22 protein-coding genes and 2 pseudogenes are annotated in these 19,968 nt (G+C 31.6%); 11 read left to right on the top strand and 13 right to left on the bottom strand.

Annotated elements, in window-relative coordinates; translation table 11 throughout:
• Nucleotides 1-219 precede the first annotated feature (219 nt).
• Together ACAM25_RS09425 and ACAM25_RS09420 are read left to right on the top strand one after the other, a co-directional pair.
• Complete coding sequence (locus ACAM25_RS09425; RefSeq protein ID WP_369611654.1) at nucleotides 220-585, top strand: HEPN domain-containing protein; 366 nt, start codon at nucleotides 220-222, stop codon at nucleotides 583-585.
• Nucleotides 561-911 carry a nucleotidyltransferase domain-containing protein gene (locus tag ACAM25_RS09420; RefSeq protein ID WP_369609475.1) on the top strand — a complete coding sequence of 117 codons (351 nt, stop codon included), beginning with the start codon at nucleotides 561-563 and terminating at the stop codon, nucleotides 909-911. Before ACAM25_RS09425 ends, ACAM25_RS09420 begins: the two co-directional genes overlap by 25 nt.
• On the opposite strand, the gene ACAM25_RS09415 is transcribed toward ACAM25_RS09420, so the two are convergent.
• Nucleotides 912-1,550, bottom strand: a complete 639-nt coding sequence (locus ACAM25_RS09415) for a type 1 glutamine amidotransferase (protein WP_369609474.1) — start codon at nucleotides 1,548-1,550, stop codon at nucleotides 912-914.
• A gap of 1,347 nt (nucleotides 1,551-2,897) precedes the next feature.
• Between ACAM25_RS09415 and ACAM25_RS09410 the strand changes: the two genes are divergently transcribed.
• The 3 genes and pseudogenes from ACAM25_RS09410 to msrA all read left to right on the top strand — a co-directional run bounded on the left by ACAM25_RS09410 (nucleotide 2,898) and on the right by msrA (nucleotide 5,201).
• On the top strand, nucleotides 2,898-3,515 hold the full coding sequence (locus ACAM25_RS09410; RefSeq protein WP_369609473.1) for an MFS transporter: 618 nt from the start codon (nucleotides 2,898-2,900) through the stop codon (nucleotides 3,513-3,515).
• 50 nt (nucleotides 3,516-3,565) lie between these two features.
• Nucleotides 3,566-4,571 (top strand): annotated as a pseudogene (locus tag ACAM25_RS09405) (NAD(P)-dependent oxidoreductase).
• 88 nt (nucleotides 4,572-4,659) lie between these two features.
• Nucleotides 4,660-5,201, top strand: a pseudogene (msrA, locus tag ACAM25_RS09400) (peptide-methionine (S)-S-oxide reductase MsrA).
• A gap of 430 nt (nucleotides 5,202-5,631) precedes the next feature.
• Here the strand turns inward: msrA and ACAM25_RS09395 are convergent.
• From ACAM25_RS09395 to ACAM25_RS09380, 4 genes are read right to left on the bottom strand one after another with little or no spacing between them, the layout of a single operon-like run.
• Nucleotides 5,632-6,432 (bottom strand): ATP-binding cassette domain-containing protein, encoded by an 801-nt coding sequence (locus ACAM25_RS09395; RefSeq protein ID WP_369609472.1) that lies wholly within the window; start codon nucleotides 6,430-6,432, stop codon nucleotides 5,632-5,634.
• Nucleotides 6,429-7,094 carry a hypothetical protein gene (locus ACAM25_RS09390; protein WP_369609471.1) on the bottom strand — a complete coding sequence of 222 codons (666 nt, stop codon included), beginning with the start codon at nucleotides 7,092-7,094 and terminating at the stop codon, nucleotides 6,429-6,431. Before ACAM25_RS09390 ends, ACAM25_RS09395 begins: the two co-directional genes overlap by 4 nt.
• Before the next feature lie 2 nt (nucleotides 7,095-7,096).
• Complete coding sequence (locus ACAM25_RS09385; RefSeq protein WP_369609470.1) at nucleotides 7,097-7,900, bottom strand: hypothetical protein; 804 nt, start codon at nucleotides 7,898-7,900, stop codon at nucleotides 7,097-7,099.
• Between the two features lie 9 nt (nucleotides 7,901-7,909).
• Entirely contained in the window at nucleotides 7,910-8,470 is a 561-nt protein-coding gene (locus ACAM25_RS09380; protein ID WP_369609469.1) for a hypothetical protein, read from the bottom strand.
• 546 nt (nucleotides 8,471-9,016) lie between these two features.
• Here ACAM25_RS09380 and ACAM25_RS09375 point away from each other — a divergent pair.
• Nucleotides 9,017-9,388, top strand: a complete 372-nt coding sequence (locus ACAM25_RS09375) for a cbb3-type cytochrome c oxidase subunit I (RefSeq protein WP_369609468.1) — start codon at nucleotides 9,017-9,019, stop codon at nucleotides 9,386-9,388.
• On the opposite strand, the gene ACAM25_RS09370 is transcribed toward ACAM25_RS09375, so the two are convergent.
• The gene (locus tag ACAM25_RS09370) at nucleotides 9,324-9,602 is read right to left on the bottom strand and encodes a type II toxin-antitoxin system VapC family toxin (RefSeq protein ID WP_369609467.1); all 279 of its coding nucleotides are present in this window, start codon (nucleotides 9,600-9,602) and stop codon (nucleotides 9,324-9,326) included. The genes ACAM25_RS09375 and ACAM25_RS09370 overlap by 65 nt on opposite strands.
• The gene (locus tag ACAM25_RS09365) at nucleotides 9,586-9,816 is read right to left on the bottom strand and encodes an antitoxin (RefSeq protein ID WP_369609466.1); all 231 of its coding nucleotides are present in this window, start codon (nucleotides 9,814-9,816) and stop codon (nucleotides 9,586-9,588) included. The genes ACAM25_RS09370 and ACAM25_RS09365 overlap by 17 nt, the downstream gene beginning before the upstream one ends.
• A 197-nt stretch (nucleotides 9,817-10,013) precedes the next feature.
• Here ACAM25_RS09365 and ACAM25_RS09360 point away from each other — a divergent pair, with 197 nt between their 5' ends.
• Nucleotides 10,014-10,427, top strand: a complete 414-nt coding sequence (locus ACAM25_RS09360; protein WP_369609465.1) for a HEPN domain-containing protein — start codon at nucleotides 10,014-10,016, stop codon at nucleotides 10,425-10,427.
• On the top strand, nucleotides 10,387-10,746 hold the full coding sequence (locus ACAM25_RS09355) for a nucleotidyltransferase domain-containing protein (protein WP_369609464.1): 360 nt from the start codon (nucleotides 10,387-10,389) through the stop codon (nucleotides 10,744-10,746). Before ACAM25_RS09360 ends, ACAM25_RS09355 begins: the two co-directional genes overlap by 41 nt.
• Here the strand turns inward: ACAM25_RS09355 and ACAM25_RS09350 are convergent.
• From ACAM25_RS09350 to ACAM25_RS09335, 4 genes are read right to left on the bottom strand one after another with little or no spacing between them, the layout of a single operon-like run.
• Nucleotides 10,730-11,641, bottom strand: coding sequence for an energy-coupling factor transporter transmembrane protein EcfT (locus ACAM25_RS09350; RefSeq protein ID WP_369609463.1), 912 nt, complete (start codon nucleotides 11,639-11,641; stop codon nucleotides 10,730-10,732). The two genes, ACAM25_RS09355 and ACAM25_RS09350, sit on opposite strands and share 17 nt — an antisense overlap.
• A complete protein-coding gene (locus tag ACAM25_RS09345) occupies nucleotides 11,622-13,115 on the bottom strand; it encodes an ABC transporter ATP-binding protein (protein ID WP_369609462.1) in 1,494 nt (497 codons plus the stop codon). The genes ACAM25_RS09350 and ACAM25_RS09345 overlap by 20 nt, the downstream gene beginning before the upstream one ends.
• Entirely contained in the window at nucleotides 13,112-13,783 is a 672-nt protein-coding gene (locus ACAM25_RS09340) for a hypothetical protein (RefSeq protein ID WP_369609461.1), read from the bottom strand. The genes ACAM25_RS09345 and ACAM25_RS09340 overlap by 4 nt, the downstream gene beginning before the upstream one ends.
• Before the next feature lies 1 nt (nucleotide 13,784).
• The gene (locus ACAM25_RS09335; RefSeq protein ID WP_369609460.1) at nucleotides 13,785-14,900 is read right to left on the bottom strand and encodes a hypothetical protein; all 1,116 of its coding nucleotides are present in this window, start codon (nucleotides 14,898-14,900) and stop codon (nucleotides 13,785-13,787) included.
• A 135-nt stretch (nucleotides 14,901-15,035) separates the two neighbouring features.
• On the opposite strand from ACAM25_RS09335, the gene ACAM25_RS09330 reads away from it, so the two are divergent.
• Genes ACAM25_RS09330 through ACAM25_RS09320 form a run of 3 tightly spaced genes read left to right on the top strand, consistent with a single transcriptional unit; the run spans nucleotide 15,036 to nucleotide 18,635 of the window.
• A complete protein-coding gene (locus tag ACAM25_RS09330) occupies nucleotides 15,036-15,494 on the top strand; it encodes a hypothetical protein (RefSeq protein WP_369609459.1) in 459 nt (152 codons plus the stop codon).
• Nucleotides 15,491-16,210, top strand: a complete 720-nt coding sequence (locus ACAM25_RS09325) for a DUF364 domain-containing protein (RefSeq protein ID WP_369609458.1) — start codon at nucleotides 15,491-15,493, stop codon at nucleotides 16,208-16,210. The genes ACAM25_RS09330 and ACAM25_RS09325 overlap by 4 nt, the downstream gene beginning before the upstream one ends.
• A 46-nt stretch (nucleotides 16,211-16,256) precedes the next feature.
• Nucleotides 16,257-18,635 carry a plasma-membrane proton-efflux P-type ATPase gene (locus ACAM25_RS09320; protein ID WP_369609457.1) on the top strand — a complete coding sequence of 793 codons (2,379 nt, stop codon included), beginning with the start codon at nucleotides 16,257-16,259 and terminating at the stop codon, nucleotides 18,633-18,635.
• 4 nt (nucleotides 18,636-18,639) lie between these two features.
• Here the strand turns inward: ACAM25_RS09320 and ACAM25_RS09315 are convergent, their stop codons facing one another.
• Nucleotides 18,640-19,080, bottom strand: a complete 441-nt coding sequence (locus ACAM25_RS09315) for a hypothetical protein (RefSeq protein ID WP_369609456.1) — start codon at nucleotides 19,078-19,080, stop codon at nucleotides 18,640-18,642.
• Nucleotides 19,058-19,966 (bottom strand): mechanosensitive ion channel family protein, encoded by a 909-nt coding sequence (locus ACAM25_RS09310; protein WP_369609455.1) that lies wholly within the window; start codon nucleotides 19,964-19,966, stop codon nucleotides 19,058-19,060. Before ACAM25_RS09310 ends, ACAM25_RS09315 begins: the two co-directional genes overlap by 23 nt.
• Between the last annotated feature and the right edge of the window lie 2 nt (nucleotides 19,967-19,968).

The following is a 19,968-nucleotide window of genomic DNA, read 5'->3' as shown; positions in this document are numbered from 1 at the left end:
CTCATGGCTTAGTCAGCCTCATATAACGCTTCTACAAACCTATCGTGCTAATATTTCTTCAAATCAGTCCAGGGTTTAACTATTTTTTCCTATCAAAGCATAGGTAGTTTTTAAACTTAAATACTTTGAAGGTAGAACAATGTAAATATAATCGCTACATGACGAAATTAATATAAAAATTGTTTCCCTACTTCCCATGTGAAATATACTGACTGGTAAATTCAGGCTGAAGAGGATTTAGATGTAGCCAAAGTTTTCCTAGATTCTGGCAAATTCTTCGCTTCTGCTTATTATTCTCAGCAATCAGTTGAAAAGGCAATAAAAGCCTTTCTTCTTTATCTAGGCAAAGAGCCTGGTAAAACTCATTCATTAATAGAGCTAATGGAGGAATTGGAAAAAGAAGAGGTAAATGTTCCTCAGAACATTAAGGAAGATGCTATGACTTTATCACCCCATTTTATTATATCAAAATATCCGGATGCAGCTAACGGAATTCCAGCTAGACAATATACTAAGTCAATGGCTGAAGATTTATATAAAAGGGCAAAGGAGGTGATTGAATGGGTAAAGGGAAATCTGCATTAGAAAGTCAAAAGAAGATGATAGAATTGGCTATGAAGATCACGGAGAGAGTAGCTTCTTCCCTTCCACTAGTTAAGGTTTATGTTTTTGGAAGTAGGGCTAGGGGAGATTATTTAGATATAAGTGATATTGATTTAGTTTTTGTTCTCTACGGTATAAAGGATAAAAACGTTTTCGAAAGAATGTATTTACTTTCTCCTTTTATTACGGGAAATGTCGATTACATTGTGTTAGATGAAAGTGAGGAAAATAGATTACCAAAAGATGCTAAGTTATTGTGGAGTAAGGATAAAGGATTTGTGGATATTCGCGTTTTCTTATCAGACTAACTATGTTTTTCCTCTTAGCCAATAATTTATTATCTTTTCAGCTAATTTCCTAAACTCTTCCTCTTTTTCTTTTACGTCCTCCACTAGTTTAGTATCTCCATGATAAGCTTTAACCCATTCCTCTATCATTTTACTGTTAACTTCAACGTGAAATTGAATTGCTAAAGCTGTTTTATACTTAAATGCTTGAAAGTACTTCTCACTATAAGCTAAAAGTGTACTCCCTTTTGGTAAAGTGAATGTATCACCATGCCATTGGAATACTTGAATTTTCTTTCCTAACATTTCAAAATCTGAGAGAGTGTAAACATCATAAATCCCAATTTCTGGTCCGAAATGGCCAGGCTTAATTTCTCCGCCTAGTGAGGCGGAAATTAATTGTGAACCTAAACAAACTCCAAGTACCGGTTTCCCTTCATCAATGCTTTTTCTTATTAATTTCATCTCTACATTAAGAAAGGGATAACGATCGCTTTCATAGACTCCCATTGGTCCACCCATAATTATAAGTCCTTCAAATTCCTCATTTTCACTTATCTCAGTTGCTAGTTTTTCCCTTACCACATACCCTTTCTCTTCAAGAATTTCTTTTATCGATCCTAATCCTTCTATTGGATAGTTTATTATTCCGAGAAACATAGGATTCATTTCTTAAAACACCTTTTTAGTTTTTCTCTCATGTAGTTTAAAAAGCGATACACAAATGCATAAAGAAATTGAAAAGTTATTGTAACATGGTATGCAAGAAAGATAGTTTTTGTGAAAAATGAATAGTCTAAGTCTTTTATTAAAGTAACAGTTAAATACGCATTTCTTATTTTACTATTGATGAACGAATTGGTCTTTGCTGAATAATGATGAATGCACGTCAAGGTGAGTCCGGTTAATATTCTGGTAGTGTTCAAAGGTAACTAGACTTTCAAAAATAGTAGAATATAAAACACATAAAACCTGATAATCCACTTCTACGTGATAAAAACAAGAAAAATTAAAGTACAAGGGTCTAGTAATACTAATTATGGATCCATACAAACAACCCTTCCAGACCCTTGTACTAAGTATCAATAAACTAATTAAACATTTAAACCTAACTCCCAAAAAAACACACTAAACGACATAATAACAAGCATAGCACTCTACCTACTAGGAGAAAAAATAAACAATCTCCCAATAAAACACGACATATACTACTACCTAGACATACTCAAAATACAAAGAAAAACAGCAACAAAAACAACAAGGGAAAAACGCATAACAACCGAAATCAAAAAACAAATAATAAACCTATACCTACACAACACCTCAATGACAGCAATATCAGAATACCTAGGAATCACTATCAACAGTATATAATAAAAGAAGCAGGAGCAAAAGCACTAGTAGCACTATCAATAATACAACAAGAACTCAAGAAAATGACACCAGAAAGAAGAGACGAAATGTGGCGAATTTGGAAGACACGGAGAAAAAAGAAATTCAGTTTGGATATGGACTTGTCTAGTAGATGGCGTACCGTTCTTTATTGTAGAGAAACTAGGGAATTGATTCGTTTGTTAAATGCCTAAGGGTGGTGTCAATTATTCTGATGATTATCAATTGGTTCTTGATTAAGGTTGGCAAGGAGTTTACTTATTATGTTTAATGGTTTGTCGCGTGATTATCTTGCTAAGTTTAGGAGGGAGACTAAGGTTGTTAGTAGGAGTTTGAGGATGATTGAGTATAGTATTGCTTTGTTGGTTGTTATTATGGGTGTTGTGCTTTATAATAAGGATACTTCTATTACTGTGGTTTCGTAGTAGGTTGGAGTGGGCTATGTTTTGAGTTAATGTGTGTTGTTGGTAGTGTGGGTTATGTTTGTTGTTTTTATGTTCGTGAGTTTTATAGTGTTGTTTTCAAATATTTTAATATTTAATTTTTTATTATCTTAATTATTTTCTACTTTTTAACAACGAATATTCTATTAATGTCATAAATAACCTCTTTCTTTTGCCCAGTTTTTATCTATTTGTATTTTTATATTCTACTAGTCTTGAAAGTCTAGTTACCTTTGAACACTACCTCGGATTCTTCTTACCATTTTTCGTAGAAGATCTTGGAAGTAAAAGCGTTGTCTTAGGAGATGTAGTAGATATAGGATGGTTCGCTACTGCAATAATTGGAATATTGGCTATTACTATGCCATTTGCAGATAAAATAAGCAGAAGAGTTCTTTATGCAGTTTCAGCAGTAGTGTGTGCTATATCGTTTGCAATACCTATAGCATTACCTTTCAAAATCTTAGCAGTTGCTGCAGCTAATGTTATATTATTTGGTTTTGGACAAGGAATAGGATTATGGCCTATACCGAGAATGTGGTCAGCAGAACTATTTCCTACTGAGATCAGGAATACAGCCCAAGGAATAACATGGGCTAGTATGAGATTCGCAATAGGCATATGGAGTTTATTTGTACCGACTATATTGAGTATAATAGGTTATTCAGCTATAGCTGCAATATTTACTGCATTTTTTATTGCTGCAGCAATAATAGGAGGACTATATGGACCAAAATCGCAAAGCAAATCGTTAGAAACTGTATTAAAGGAATTTTATGGAGATATATAACCTTACAAGATAGGTTTCTCTTTTTTAAATCTTATATCATACATATTTTTATGGAAAAGCTAATTACAGAAGGAGATTTATCCCTATTAAAAGATAAAAATATAGCTGTAATAGGTTATGGGAATCAAGGATCTTATCAAGCGCTAATTATGAGAGATAATGGATTAAACGTAATTATAGGTAACATAAGGGATGAATATGCGAAAAAAGCTGAAAAAGATGGATTTAAGGTATATGATATCCCAGAGGCTTTTGAAAGAGCTGACGTTATCTTAATGCTAATACCAGATGAAATTGCTCCAGAAATTTACAAATCTGTTGAAAATATAGTTAATAGGAAAGAAGGATTAATCTTAGATTTCGCTTCAGAATATAATGTAGCGTTTGGATTTATTTCACCGCCAAAAACTTCAGATGTAATAATGGTAGCTCCTAGAATGATAGGTGAAGGAGAACTGTTACTTTATAAGCAAGGAAAGGGTTATCCAGTTTTCTTAGGAGTTAAGAATGATTATTCAGGAAAAGCATGGGAATATGCAAAAGCCCTAGCAAAGGGTATTGGAGCTATAGGTAAACCAGGCGGAATTGCAGTAAGATCCTCTTTTGAAGAAGAAGCCCTATTAGATCTATTAAGCGAGCATACTTGGGCTCCAATTTTGGTTGCATCAATAAAAGCATATTTTGATATAGTAACTGAAAAATATGGAGCATCTCCAGAAGCAGCTATTTTAGAGCTTTACGCCTCAGGAAAATTAGCTAAAATAGCTAGAGCTATGGCTGACATAGGAATATTTAAGCAGATGAAATTCCACTCCACTACAAGTCAATATGGACAATTTACTAGAGCAGAAAAATATTATGACATTCTGAAAAAATTGCTGAAGATGAAGCAGAAAAAAATGGAATGGCGATTTTGCAAGGGAATGGAGCCTAGAGCAAATTGCTGGTAAACCAGTATTAAATAGATTATGGAATATTTATTCTGAAAGCAAATTAGCAAGATCAGAAGAATCGCTTTACAAAATTTTAGGAAGAGATAAGAATCAAGATACGTAAAAATTCTCTTTCATATTATTTTTCTTTTTACTAGTTATTAGACTATTTTTAACATAAGTTAAAAATGAGTATAAAACTATTGTATTGTATGGAATTGGCTACTTTAGGTGGAGGATGCTTCTGGTGTACAGAAGCAGTATTTTTAAGAGTTAAGGGAGTAATTGATGTTAAGCCTGGATACTCCGGAGGTCATGTTCTAAATCCAACTTATGAAGACGTATGTACAGACGAAACAGGACATGCAGAAGTAGTACAAATAACTTTTGATCCTACGGTAATTTCATATAGAGACATTCTAGAAATATTTTTTGCTATTCATGATCCTACTACTTTAAATAGACAAGGAAATGACGTAGGAACTCAGTATAGATCTATAATACTTTATCATAATGAAGAACAAAAGAAAATAGCTGAAGAAATGATTAAAGAAGTTGAAAAAGAATAAGTAAAAAAGTAGTAACAGAAGTTAAACCTTTCGAAGCATTTTATGAAGCTGAGGAGTATCATCATAACTTTTACGATAGGCATAGGAATTATCCATATTGCAAAATTATTATAGATCTAAAAATAGAGAAATTCAAGAAATATTATCCTGATAAACTAAGAATTACTGAAGAGAAAAAAGCTTAATTTATATTTTAATATACTGGCAGTATTTCAAGAATTTTCTAGTCTTTTTAATTTATAAATTACAATCATATATCTTAAGAGCCTAAGAGTTCTATAAAATAGTAACTAGTTTATTATTTACATTCTTAAATTTATTTTCATATATTTCAAATAAGTTGAAATACTACGTTTGATAAATCCTTATACTTTTTATCGAACTGAAACGTCAAATGAAGCTAATCTTATATAAGATTTTTAGGAAAGACTTCTCTGACAAATCCAACTAAGTTTAATTGATAGAGATCAATAAATATCTCTGGAAGGCGCCAATGCTAACACAATCTCAATTTTAGATAATTTTCTAGAAATAGTAGTATATCATTCAAACGAGTATTACATACTCGAAAATAACGGAAAAATATAATATCCTCTATTTAAAAATAATTCTATATTAGAATTCATTTTCAATATAGAGCTTTCTTAATCCACTTTTTCTAAAACCATATATTATTCCTTCATCATACATTTTTTTAATTTTTCCTATATCTTCTTGTATTAAATATATGTTTCCATATCTGTATATTACTTTAGTACTATCTAATATGTTGTAAAAGGAATATACCTCATAAATATCAGAATTAATTAAATCTGAAATACTTCCACTCCATTTTACAATTCCTCTATCTAATACGATGAAATACTCTGCAATCATTTCAGCTTCTTCAGGTACATGAGTAGTCACTATAAAATCTCTCCTACGCGAAAGTAAATAACTAGTTAATTCCCCAACTCTCCTAATATCTAGATTTGCGAATGGTTCGTCAAGAATTAATATATCATTCCAATTTGATAAAGCAACATAAATATTTACTAACTGTTGCTGACCAGTAGATAATTCATTTAGCTTCTTATCGAGAATTTGCTTTAAACCTAGAATTTTCACAATATCTTCGTTATATGAAAAATTTACTATATCAGAAACTTTAAGTTTTATGGAAAATGAAGGCTTTTCAAATGCAAATGAAATTCTCTTAATAGTTCTTTTTCTCTCTTTATAAGGTTCTACATCATCCAATATTAGCTTACCTTTTGAAGGATAAGATAAACCAGAAAGAATATAAAGAAAAGTTGTTTTACCACTACCATTAGCACCTAATAAAGCAACTCTTGAAGAATTAATGTTCAGATTAATTTTATTTAAAGCTATAAATTTGCCGAATTTTTTAGTTAATTCCTCACTTATGATCTTCACTTATAATCGCCTCTAATAAATGTTATGATATAAATGAAGAAGAATAAGATATCGAGAACGAGAATGTAAGGCAAAAAGTCAAGCAAAGAAAGAGTGAAAAGGTGAGATTTATAGTAATCTTCTCCAGCTAAGGTATCTAGATAGTATGTGAGGAATTGTATTAAAAGATTTGATTTAACATTTAAAGATTCTAATGTCCCGACTAAGATTGATATACCTATAGGTATAAGAAAATAAAAAGAGATTAACAATATCATTGACGCTTCCTTATTATTCAAAAGAGAGAAAAGTAATCCCAAAATTATTGAATTTATTGACAAAATTAATAGTGGTAATAATAACCATGTTAGATGTTTATAATACATTATACCAGTCTCTAAAAGTATAAAAGGTAAGATCCAAGTTAAAAGCGCAAGAAACTTAGAAATCGGAATTGATAGCCAATCTCTAATTAAAGATAATTCCATAATAGTTAAGTCCTTAGGCCTAATTATATGAAGCACACCAAAGAAAATGTAAAGAGGAAAAATGAAAAAAGATAAAATTCCATCTATTTCATACTTTGGCAAGATTATTTCAAAAAAAGTAAACAAAAGAAATAAAACTATCATTATAGGTATAGGAAACATTCCTTTTAAATACCACTTATATCCTCTTAACATTCTTATCCCTTCCTAAAGTAGTATATCAATAGTGCTATACCAGCTACTATTAGGATAAAATTGATCGGAGCAGCAAAATCAAAATATTGTAGGAATAACCAACTCCAATTAACACTAGGCGCAGTATTAGTATAAACTAGCGCAATAGTATAAAATGCAGTAGCGTTAGGATAACTATATGCTTTATTAGTGTAAATAAAATTGGATAATAATGGATCTATATGATGTATAACCATCGCACTACTCTCCGTTGCAGTAGTTCCTAGAGCGTAAAACCCATTCGAAGTTTTAACATAGGTGTTTGGAGCATAACCGTCTGGTGAAACAGTATAATATTTGAAGAATATTCCTCCCAACGAAGACACTGGAAATATGCCTGCTAACTTAGACTTAGCAGACTTATTTAAAACGACAAAAGTTTGTAATGTTTTACTAGAAGAATTAAGTATAGTAGTATATGTCGATGGAAATGTCGTATTTATATAGTCTAGAAAGTTCTTTGGAGGAATAGCAGTAACTTTTATCCTAAAGGAATTATTACCTAAATCTTTAATACAAATACTAAGATTAAACATACCACTATTGGATTTTATTATTGCCATATAAGTAGAATTCTTAATATTAGATAATGGTTGAGCCATTATTATATATGTCATATTATAGATAAATTTGCTTCCCTTTTGAATAGAATGATAAGTATAGTGGCTATAAGTCGTAAAATACCATGCAACTGGAAAGATTATTGACACGAAGATACCAAATAAGATTAGAACTAAAGAAAAAATTAAATATAACTTAGGTCGCATACTTATCGCCTAACTGTATCCTACATAAACTGCACTATCTACTGGAAATTGAACTATTACTGTACCTTCACTAGCACCGAGTATTCCATATGCATGCACAGGTTGACCAGTAATGCATATAATTAACGCGTTATAGAAAGTTGCATATGCTATTTGAGGAGGACTGAGGTATAATATAACTGGCCAATAATTTACAAATTCTACGCATGCAGTTATATTTATCTTATCTTGTGTGTTACTACTATAAGTTTTTAGTATTGATGCAGTATATCCTGGATTGCTTCCAGTTCCTTCATAATAATTATCCAAATAAAGATGGGAATTTTGTGGAATTATCGCACCTGATGGTGTATAGCAAATTTGAGCTGAAGCAGTAAAGTTAGTCCAAGCCCAGGCTAATGATACACCAAATATATCTTTCCATACTATTTCTGTATAAGCCCAATTGTTTGGATAATATTTTGATGTATTTGCTGAAGATATTACACCTAAGATTGGAGCTAACATTACTAGCAATAATAGTATTGCAGAACTTATTATTTTATTTTTTGATATGCTTTTTATTTTCACTTTATCACCCTCTATATTTTAATAGTATTTTCCGTTTTTATTTTTTTTTTCTATTTACTTCTACGAAGTTATATTTCGATATTCTTATTCAACTTAGCAAATTCCTTCTCGTGTTTTATCTATGGATATAATTATAGTAAAGTTTTTAAACGAATATTTAGTTAATAAAATTAAAAAATAATTAATTTTTCTAATTAATTAAAAAAATTCGATATTTTGCATATATCATAGTATTCTCACTATTAACTAGTAACCGTGTAAAATTCTTTTGCTAATCGGTAAACAATTAGACAAATATTTGTTAAATAGAACATAATCATGCATAGATTTCACGCAAACATTACTTAATCTGTTTACTTATGGTATTATATTACTTTATTTTAGTTTTGACTCCAGTTTTCACTTTTTTAACTATTCTATCGCTGTTTTAACTATTTCTCTAAAATATTATGTATTTCAAGAAATAAATAATAAAAAAGTTTTTTAAGATTAAACTAATGTATATACTTATGTACATTTATATATCTATGAACAAGGTGATAAAGAATGCCTAAAATAAGAGCATCTATGCTATATTTTCTAACCGCAATAGCATGGTTAGGAATTACGGGTATTGGAGCTATGAACATTAGAACTTATCTAATTAATGAAGGATCTATGAATTTTGACGAAATCTATTATTTCTTTTTAACGCTTCACGGTGATGCTAGAATGATAGCGTTTATCCAATTTTCTTCATTGGCTATAATACTTTTCTTTTTAGAGAGAAGTCAGATAAAAACTTCATTTAAACTACTGACGTTGTCTTTAATCTTTACTAACTTAGGTTTATTACTATATTTCTTAGGTGGTCCTATAGTTGGATGGTATAAGCTTTTTCAATTACTTCTGAATAAGAGTGAATTTCAAGGCTGTTAAGTAATGTTAACGCTTTTTCTAAGATAGTTTTTCCTTCGTTATCACTTATTTCCCCTTTTACAACCCTTTTTCTTATTGCATTTGTAACTTCATAAAAAGCTAAGTCAAGAGTAAGTATGCTTTCACTGTTTTCCATAATTTCCTCTATTCTTTCACTATACTTTTCTGGGAAGAACAGTGATACTATAGCTGAAGAATCAGCTATTATTCTCATCTCTGTCCTCTCTAATTAAAGTAGATGATGGTATGAAGGTTCTTCCTTTCAAACTTTCTCTTATCTTTTTAGCTTCTTCTAAGCTTTTCTTTATCTTCTCTTTTCTGACTAGTTCTTCTAAGAATGATCTAACAGCATCAGTATAGTTTATTCCTAGTTCCTCTAATTCTTTCTTTAATTTTCTACTTATTCTAACGGAGATTACATCACTCATAAAATATACTTTGATGTAATCTTCATTAAACTTTTTTCAGTGTTTACAATATCTTTTACGAATATGTATACTATGAGGTGTATTACAGTTTGTTTTTACAAACTCGTCGTTATGAATGGGAAAAATGAGATAAAATTAATGTAAGTAGTTTTGCATCAATTCGTTGACTTTTTTATTTTTATCTTCTATTATATCATGTGCTTGATTGGAGTGAGTATAATAGATGGTTAAGCTCAGCGATTAAAACTTTAGAAAGTGCTGAAAAGGATGAGGACTTTAATTGGGCATGTTTTAAAGCTGAACAATCTGCTCAACTTGCGGTAAAAGCTCTGTTATTTCTTCTTGGTAAACCTTATATAGGCCATGATTTACTAACACTTTTGGAAAGAACAGAAGTACAACTCTCTAGCGAGATAGTGGAGTGTGCATCTTTTCTTTCAAAAGTTTATATTCCCTCTCGTTATCCAGATGCTTTACCTGAACCTTTAACTCCTCACTTAGCATTTACTTCAGAAGATAAGCGAAAAGCTATTGAATGTGCAAGGAAAATAATAGACTTAGTGAAGAGTGTTGGAGAGGATCTTAGAAGAAAGGAGAAAGAAGAGGGATGAAGTTATCAATCAAGTTAAAGATTTTGCTAATGAAGTTAAAAACAAGTTAGGTAAGGTAACTGTTATACTTTATGGTAGTTATGCTAGGGGAGATTTTAATTTTTGGAGTGATATAGATGTAATCTTGGTTTCAGAAGCTTTTACTAATGTTCGTTTTCTTGATAGATATGAGATGTTTCCTCATAAGCCAGGTTTTGAAGTTAAACCTTATACTCCAGAAGAGTTTAAGAAAATGATGGGAAAAATTAGTTGGAAGGAAGCGTTAAAATACAAGGTTGTTGTAGTTGATGATTACAACATTTTTAATGGAACGGAATAGCTGGTATAAGACCTATTGCTACTAGGTAAAGGTCTATTGCTGTCAGTAAAATCCCCGTTGTAATTATAACTTTATCTACACTAGTTAAAGGCATGTCATAAAGTTCCGTTCTCTCTTTCTTAGCCATAAAACATCTAGTTTCTGCTGAGATTCCAGTTATTTTTGCACTTTTAAATAGAAATATAGTTGTAGGAATAATTGATTGAAAGAAGGCTATAAACTTATTTTCTCCCCTCATAACTTGAATTTTATAAGCTGTATCAGCAATTTCAAATATTCTTGGAATAGAGATCATTGCAATTGTTATTGCAAATGTTATGCTTAATGGTACTTTGAACTTTGATAATGCTCTTATTACTTCTGATGTTGTAGTTGTCATTAAGATAAGAATTGAGAAGAGAAACATGCTCCATACTCTCATAGCTACTTGAAAACCGTATATTAATGCTTGTAAAGTTAAGTCTGGAACTACGCCAAAATAAATAAAATATGAAGGAAAAACCCAGATTGTAGTTAGTTTATTTCCAAAAAGTTGTTGAATAAGAGATGGAGAAGTGTAAATTGCGAATCCCCATGTCATTCCAAATACTTGCATAAAGGTAAACAACGATACAACCTTAACTCTTTTTAACGGGATAAATAAAGAAAACGCGATAACTCCTAGTGTTGCACCAATCCACCAAATAGATTGTGATGCAACTATAGTAACTAAAAGTAAAATTATAATCTTTGTAAGTGGATTTATTCTGTGTAACAATGTCTTTTTCTCTACATAAGTTGTTAACTCTTTAAATCCTTTTACTCCCAGAGCAACAAACAGTATGTAAACTAGAAAAGTTACTCCAAATAAGTAAAGATACCAACTTATTATTACATTAATCAACGGGTAACTCATTCTCAACCTCCTCCTTTGTTACTACTCCATACTTTACAGCTAAAGGAAGAACTTCATCTGGTGTACCATCAAGAACAATTTTTCCTTCATAAAGAACAAGAACTCTATCCGCAAAAAGATAAGCAAATCTGGGATCGTGAGTAACTACTACTATTACATGATTATCAAGTTTTTTCAAATCCTCGCCAAGAATTTTTCTGTGGTACCAATCTTGGCCAGTTGTCGGTTCATCAAGTAAGATAACTTTAACTCCAGAAGCTAAAATTGATGCAATCGCAGTTCTTCTTTTTTGCCCAACTGAAATTAAAAACGGATCATTTTTCCTAACTCCTAGCAAGGAGAACTTGGTGAGAAGGTCTTCCAATAACTTTTCATCCTTAATCCCTCTTAGTTTCATTGAATATCTTATTTCGTCCTCAACACTTCTTTTTATAAAGAGTAAATCTACATCTTGAGGCAAATAAGCTATGTATTTTCCTCTTTCCTTAAGGTTAACTCTTGTTAAGTCTTTATTACCTATCGTTATCTTGCCTTCAAATAATAAGTCTTTTGAGAGTAAGCCCGAAATTGCTTTAAGCAATGTGCTTTTTCCACTTCCATTAATTCCCATAATTGCAGTTATTTCTCCAGCGTTTAGGTATGTTTCAACATCTACTAACTTTTTCCCTTTTTTAGTTTTTACTTCAACTGAAAGGTAAAGTGTTTTCTCTCCTTTTCTTTTTTCTACTTTTGGTAACTTAGTTGGAGTTTCAATTCCAAGTTTTTCTAACTCTTCACTCATTTTTAAAGCATCAGATGGTTTCAAATTGTAAATTATTTTCCCTTGTTCTATAACAAGAATTCTGTCAACAAAGTCAATAACTTTACTTACTTTATGTTCAACTAAAATTACGCTTTTCCCCTTTCTTAATCCTTTAATCCTTTCTAAAACGTCTTTAGTTCCTTTAGAATCTAAACTTGATGTTGGTTCATCTAAAATTAATCCTTTAGGATCTATGGCCAAAATGCTAGCCAATACTACTCTTTGCTTTTCTCCTCCAGAAAGTGTGAAAGTTTCTCTATCTAGTAAGTGAGTTATACCAACCCATTCTGATGCTTCTTGAACTCTTTTCATTATTTCCTCTTTAGGGAAAGCAAGGTTTTCGAGAGGGAAAGCAATCTCATCTCTAACAAAGTAGTTGAGTATTTGACTATCTGGATCTTGTAAAAGAGTTCCTACAAGAAGTGAAATATCATGAACTGAAAGAGGGGAGATATCTTGAGAAAAAATCTCAATTTTACCTTTAACATCTGCCTCCAAGAGCTTTGGAATAACTCCATTTATAACATTTGCAAAAGTAGATTTCCCAGAACCAGATTTTCCAGTAACTAGTACTGTTTCTCCTTCATCTATTTCAAGTTCGTCAATTTGAAGAGAATAGTTTTCACTTTCTGGATACTTTACCTTCAAATCCTTAATTTTTACGAAGTTCATCTTACCACTTTCGCTACTCTATTTGCTACTATAGCTGATATTGCTCCAATAACTATATCTCCCGGTATGTAAGTTATAAAGAGGTACATCACTCTAGCTTGATCTGGAATGAATCCAAATACCATTGGCGCTATAAAGCCATAAGTAAAGAATGGATGAATGAATGAAAAGAAGAATCCTAATGCTCCTCCTTCTAAGATTGCTAAAAGAATTGGATCTTTTTCCTCTCTAATTCCAAATATCTTTCCATGAGTTAGGAATATTACTATATCGGCCATTAATCCATAAGTGAAGACATCCTCAATTAACCAAAATGGTTCTCCAGTGAAACCAAAGTGAATTAGATCGCTTACAATATCATAAACTGCCATACTCATCATTCCACTACCGACCTTTCTAACTACTCCCACTGTAATGAAAAAGACAAATATTCTGAACCATACTGGAGGGTTAATTATTGGATATATTCCAGAAGGAAGAAATATTGCATCTCCAATAATGTGATCAGCTACTGCAACTAATGCTCCTCCTACTCCAATAATTGCTAAATCAATAGCATTAAATTTGGGCTTTGCCTTTTTGAAGAGAAATACAGCTACGACTACAGCAATAATAAAGTATGCTAAAACTATTGGTAAAGGTGTTGTTCCTGGTTTTAAGCTAAACATTTCACTTCTTCCTCCTTAACCAAACTACAACTCCAACAATAACCAGTATCGCTATAGCTCCTCCAGCTATTGCATAATATGTGGATAATGGTGTTGTAGAAACGTGGGGTTTAACTGGCATAGTTGGTGAGAATGCTGGAAGGTAACTAATTTGATTAGCTGAATAATCCATTACGTAAATCATTCCGTTAGACGGATCATAAACTATTCCATTAGGTGAAGATGGTGAAACTGAACCAACAGAAAGTAAATCAACTAATGTTCCATTTTTGGAGATTACTGCTACTTGATTTCCATTATGAGCAATTGAAACGTAAAGATAACCATTAGCATAAATTATTTGGGAATAACCGTTAATTGCACCTGATACTGTGGTTGGCATTGATACAGCCCAAATGACCTTACTAGTTGTAGCATTAATCAACTCAATTTGTTGCTCATAAGTAGCTACAGCTAATGCATCTGGTGGTACAAAAGTCATAGTATCTATTGTAGTGTCGTTAATTGTGAAATTATAAACGATCTTAAAGTTTGAGAGGGAAATTCCATAAATTAATTTACTTTGATATGCCCCAACGTAAACGACGTTAGTGTAATTATCATAAGTTAAAGTTTGTGGGAAAGGCATTACACTAACGTTTATTATTTTACCAGATGATGAGATGAAATAAACTTCATTTCCACTTGATGCTGTAACTACAGCATAACCATCAGCAAAGATTATGTCCGGATATTTTCCTATGTGAGGTAAGAAATACTTAGCTAGAACACTTCCATTACTCCATACAATTACTGGACCTTTTTGATATGCAATAAAGAATTTTCCATCACCATAAGCAACCTTAAATGGATCTGCTCCTAAGAAGTAAGGTAAGGAATAATTTGAAACAACTCGATTACCTTGAATTACCTCAAGTTCATTAGCATTTTGTGCGATGAAATAAACTTTACCATTTACATAAATACCATAAGAGGGACCAGAAGCAACATTAATGTTATTCACGCTTATCGTATAAGAAAGTGTAAAAAAGGTAATAGAAGCTAACAATAGCATTAGGTATACATACTTTAATATATTTTTTCTATTCAAAATATTTCCTATCGAAAACATTTGCATAGAGTAATATATACAATTAATTATAAAAACTTTTTCGCAAGTTTTTCCTACAAAATTAATGATAGTTAATAAGGAATTCCATGAGGATCTCTTAATATGTAAAGCTTTAAATAATTCCAAAAGGTAATATTAGCTATGGATTGGAAAAAAATACTAATGTTTGCAGACGGAGTGCTACTCACCTACACATTCATTTATGCTTATACAGTTCACCTTTCTTTTATGTTAAAAGTTGGTTCAAAGATATTCCATCTATCGCCAGTTTATCCAATTACCTCTTTTGGTGTTTTAGGTATAATTTTTCTACTAGTTTCCTTTAAACCCTCGCTTTTAGAGAACACAATAATTGCGATTATGGTCAGAATCCTATCTGGAATAGCTGGTTTTATAGCGATTCTCTTCATATTCATTCAAGGATTTACTATAGCGTCAGCTAGCGGAATATTGGCTGCTGCAGCTTTACCCGGTTTCCCATTTACTGGTGGTTTGCTCATACATGTTATTTTTGAACATGCCTTAGGCGGTACTTTAGGATTAATTCTCGCAATTAAACCTAAACTTCTAGTTAAGATAGTTCAAAAGGTGAAAGGATGAGAATAATAGATTACCTAGTTTCCTTAGCTAAAGAGAAAGATTATGAAGTAAAAAACGTAACGATTGGATTAACATGGACTTGTGTTTTATCAAAGAATTGCGGAATGGCATTAACTTATAAACTTCCTCTATTTGGAGAAATTGCTAATGCGGGGGAATTGGAGAATTACACTACAGGTAAACTTGCCGAACTTCTTTATTCTTGGAATCTTTTAGAAGCTAGTGTTGGTTTAGCAGCTATTAATTCTGTAATTGACCCCTTATGGAATTATAGGGGAAATGGATTAGACTTTATGCTTGAAATGTCAAAAGGTAAGAAAGTTGTTATGATTGGTAAATTTCCCAACGTAGAGAAGTTTAAGGAAATTGCTCAACAATTTATTATTCTTGAGTTAAATCCTTATTTAATTGATCCATTAAACAACATTTTCCCATCAACAGCTAGTGAATTTGTTATTGAAGAAGCTGATGTTCTCATTATTACCTCTTCAACAATAATTAATAAATCTGTAGATAGACTTATTCAATTAGGTAAGAAAGCCTACAAAATCTTAGTTGGTCCAAGTACGCCAATGATTAAGGATTTACTTGATTTTGTTGATGCTTTAGCTGGTATTAAGGTTAATGATCCTCAAAATCTTATTAAAAAAATTAGCCAAGGTTATGGGATGGTTAAGCCTTCTGATATCTTAGATTTTATCATTCTTGCAAAATAGAATTTTTGAGTTAATCTAATAACTCATGGAATTATATTATTATCTTATGGAAAAAGAGGAGTTAATTAAGGCAGATGTACAAAAAGTTGTTGAGATTTTGCAGACTGACGTAAACAAGGGTTTAAGCGAAAAGGAAGCACAAGAAAGACTAAAAAAGTATGGTTATAATGCTGTTGAAGAGGAGAAAAGAAATCCATTAAAGGAATTGGGAAAAAAATTTTGGAATGCTACAGCGTGGGTTTTAGAAGTTGCAGCAGTGCTTTCTTATGTTTTAGGTAGATATCTTGATTTTTACATAATTGTTGCTCTTATTATATTTAATGCTTTCTTAAGTTTTTCTGAAGAGCAAAGAGCGAATAAAGCTTTAGAATTACTTAAGCAAAAATTACAAGTTCAAGCTAGAGTTCTCAGGAATGGAGAATGGAAATTAATTCCAGCTAGATTGCTTGTCCCGGGAGATATAGTAAGAGTTAGGGCTGGTGATTTTGTCCCTGCCGATGTTAAAATAATTCATGGAGAAGTCGAGGTAGATCAATCAGCATTAACTGGAGAGTCACTCTCTGTTTATAGAAGAAATAATGAAGTAATTTATTCTGGAAGCATAATAAGGAGAGGAGAAGCAACAGGGATTGTAATATTAACGGGACAGAATACATATTTTGGAAAAACCGTTGAGTTAGTTAAGATTGCTAAGCCAAGACTTAGAGTAGAGAAGGTTGTTTCAAAAATTGTCTTCTGGATGATGATAATAGTTGTAGCTCTTTTAGGAGTTTCTGGTATCGTCTTCATTCTAAAGGGAGAGAATATTCTCCAATTTTTACCGTTAGCTTTAGTTTTGATTGTTGCAGCAATTCCTATAGCTTTGCCAGCTATGTTTAGCATATCTCTAGCCTTAGGAAGTCAAGAGTTATCTAAAGCTGGAGTATTAGTAACTAGGTTAGATGCAATTGAAGGAGCTTCAACAATGAACGTGCTATGTAGTGATAAGACCGGAACAATTACTCTGAATAAGCTTTCAGTACATAGGGTTATTCCTATTAATGGTGATGAAAGGGAAGTAGTGTTATATGGTGCGTTAGCTTCAACAGAGGCGAATCAAGATCCAATTGACTTAGCCTTTATAAATAAGGCTAAAGAGATGGGTTTAGATCTCACTAGTTGGCAAGTGAAAGAGTTTATTCCTTTTGATCCTTCAACTAGAAGGACGGAAAGTTTTGTCATAAAAGAAGGGAAAAGTCTAAGGCTTACTAAAGGTTCAATTGATGCTATAAGTAAACTTTGTGGTTTAGAAAATACTGAAGAAATTTACATGAAGGCTGAAGAAGAGGCTAAAATTGGTTGTAGGGTTTTAGCTGTAGCTAAAAGAGAAGAGGGAGAAAAATGGAAATTGGTTGGATTAGTTTCATTAAGAGATCCACCAAGACCAGATTCCGCTGAGTTAATAAAGGAACTAAAAGATCTTGGAGTTAAAGTTATTATGTTAACTGGTGATGCTGAGCCTATTGCTAAACAAATTGCTAAAGAGGTAGGAATTGGAGAGAATGTGATTAGGGTTTCTGATGTGAAAGAGAAACCAGAAATGATAGAGAAAGTTGATGGATTAGCTGAAGTTTATCCAGAGGATAAGTACAGTGTTGTAAAACTTCTTCAACAGAAAGGTTATGTAGTTGGAATGACTGGGGATGGAGTAAATGATGCACCAGCATTAAGACAAGCTGATGTTGGAATTGCTGTAAGTAATGCTACTGATGTAGCTAAGGCTGCTGCAGCAGTTGTATTAACCTTACCTGGATTGAGGAATATAGTTGATATGATAAAGATTGGTAGGCAAATATATGAAAGGGTAAGAATATGGGTATTGAGTAGAATAACTAGAACTTTTCAGAATGTGATTTTCGTTGCTTTAGCGTTTATTTTGTTTGCAAAGTTTATAATTTCTACGTTTGGTATGGTTTTGCTACTTTTTATGTTCGATTTTGTAACGCTTACAATGTCTACTGATAATGTTTCTTGGCCAAAGAAACCTGCTGTATGGAATATCAACCAGCTAGTTATAGTTTCAGCAATTCTAGGAAGCATTATGATAGTGGAATCATTTATCGCTCTCTATTTCATTTTGAGTTTACCATTACATGTTATGCAAACTCTCATTTTCGCTTATCTGTTATATTCCAATATATTTAATTTGCTCAATGTAAGGGAAATAAAGAACTTTTGGGAAAGTATGCCTAGTAAGACTATGTTAATCTCAATGATTGCTGATATAATAATATCATTTATTATAGTAACTTTTGGAATTCCAGGTATAACTCCTGCTCCAATAAAGTATACTATAATAATATTTGGTCTAGCTTTGTTCTTTAATTTAATTGTAAATAACTTTGTAAAGCTAGGGATAGAAAAGTTCACTAAAATACAGTGGTAATTTTTTATTTTAACAAAGTGTAAGCTAATCCTAACATTATTATCCCTATGATAAGAAGGATTATTCCAAGATAAAACAATATGGGTAGGAATATGAATAATGGAGTCTCATCAACTATTACATATCCAAATAAGACAGTTGAGGTGTAATTATTAATAACTTTAACATTACCACTAAAAGAGTTTCCATAAAAATAAAAGATAGAATTACTTTCTGTATAGTTTGAAATTTCTATGTTTTGAAACTGTATTTGTAGTGGAGAGGAAATGTTATCCTTGTATTCAAATATAAATGAAGGATAATGTATGTTAAAATTTTCACTCTGATGTGGAGGTATTACTACTATTCCCTTTATGTAAAACGTTGGAAGCAAATAGTGATAAAGAATGATTAAAATTATTCCTATTGCTATAAAAATAATGCTAGTGAGTATTATCTTTCTCATTAATTTTCACTGATTGAATCTCTTTTATTGTTTTCATAATAACTTTAATTATCTCACTTCTAGGCGGTTCTTCATATTGTCCTTTACAATAAGTATCTATTCCTAAAACGTAAGTATTCAAAGTTGTGTCAAGGACTTTAATTACTGGCTCTTTTACTATGAAGTCTAACTTGCTTAGTCTTTCCTTTAGTCTTGGTATTACTATATCTGGGTCTAAATCTTTTGGTATCTCATATTTAGTTCTAACTAATCTATATTCTTCACTATGAACAAAGACAGCAGCTTGAATCATAATGCTATTTGGTATTTTCATTACAACGTTTTCATCAGTAAGAATGATAGTATACATTAAATTTATGTCAATAATTACTCCAGTATAACCTGGAATTAAAAAGTCATTTGACCAAAATTTTGGCGGATAAGTTGGAGCTAATAAGCCATACTGCCAAGTTGTTATGGTCACTCTATCACCAATATTAAAAGGTCTACTTAGAATTAGGAAAATTCCAGAGAAGACATTTGATAATGAAGTTTGCAAAGCTAAACCAACAACTAAGCCAAATACAGTACCACCAAATAAAGCACTAGTTACACCTACATGAACTGCTGTTAATGCCAAAATAACTATTACAGTATAACCAATAAATTGAATAACCAAACTAAGACTTTCAGCTGTTGTCTTACCTACTACATTACTGGCTCTGTACTTTATAATATTCGATATTATATAGACAGAAACTACTCCAACTCCTCCTATCAATACTGCATTTATTACTGAAGTTATTGTTACTGATATATGTAATACTACTGAGAGAATTACCGTAGTAGCTATTGCTATTCCTATAATTATAAATAATATGATAGAGAGTGTTAAAAGGCGGTTCATAA

This window comes from Sulfurisphaera javensis (genome assembly GCF_041154675.1).
Taxonomy (GTDB): domain Archaea; phylum Thermoproteota; class Thermoprotei_A; order Sulfolobales; family Sulfolobaceae; genus Sulfurisphaera; species Sulfurisphaera javensis.
Note: the sequence above shows the minus strand (reverse complement) of the source record. Positions and strands in the feature narration are given on the sequence as shown.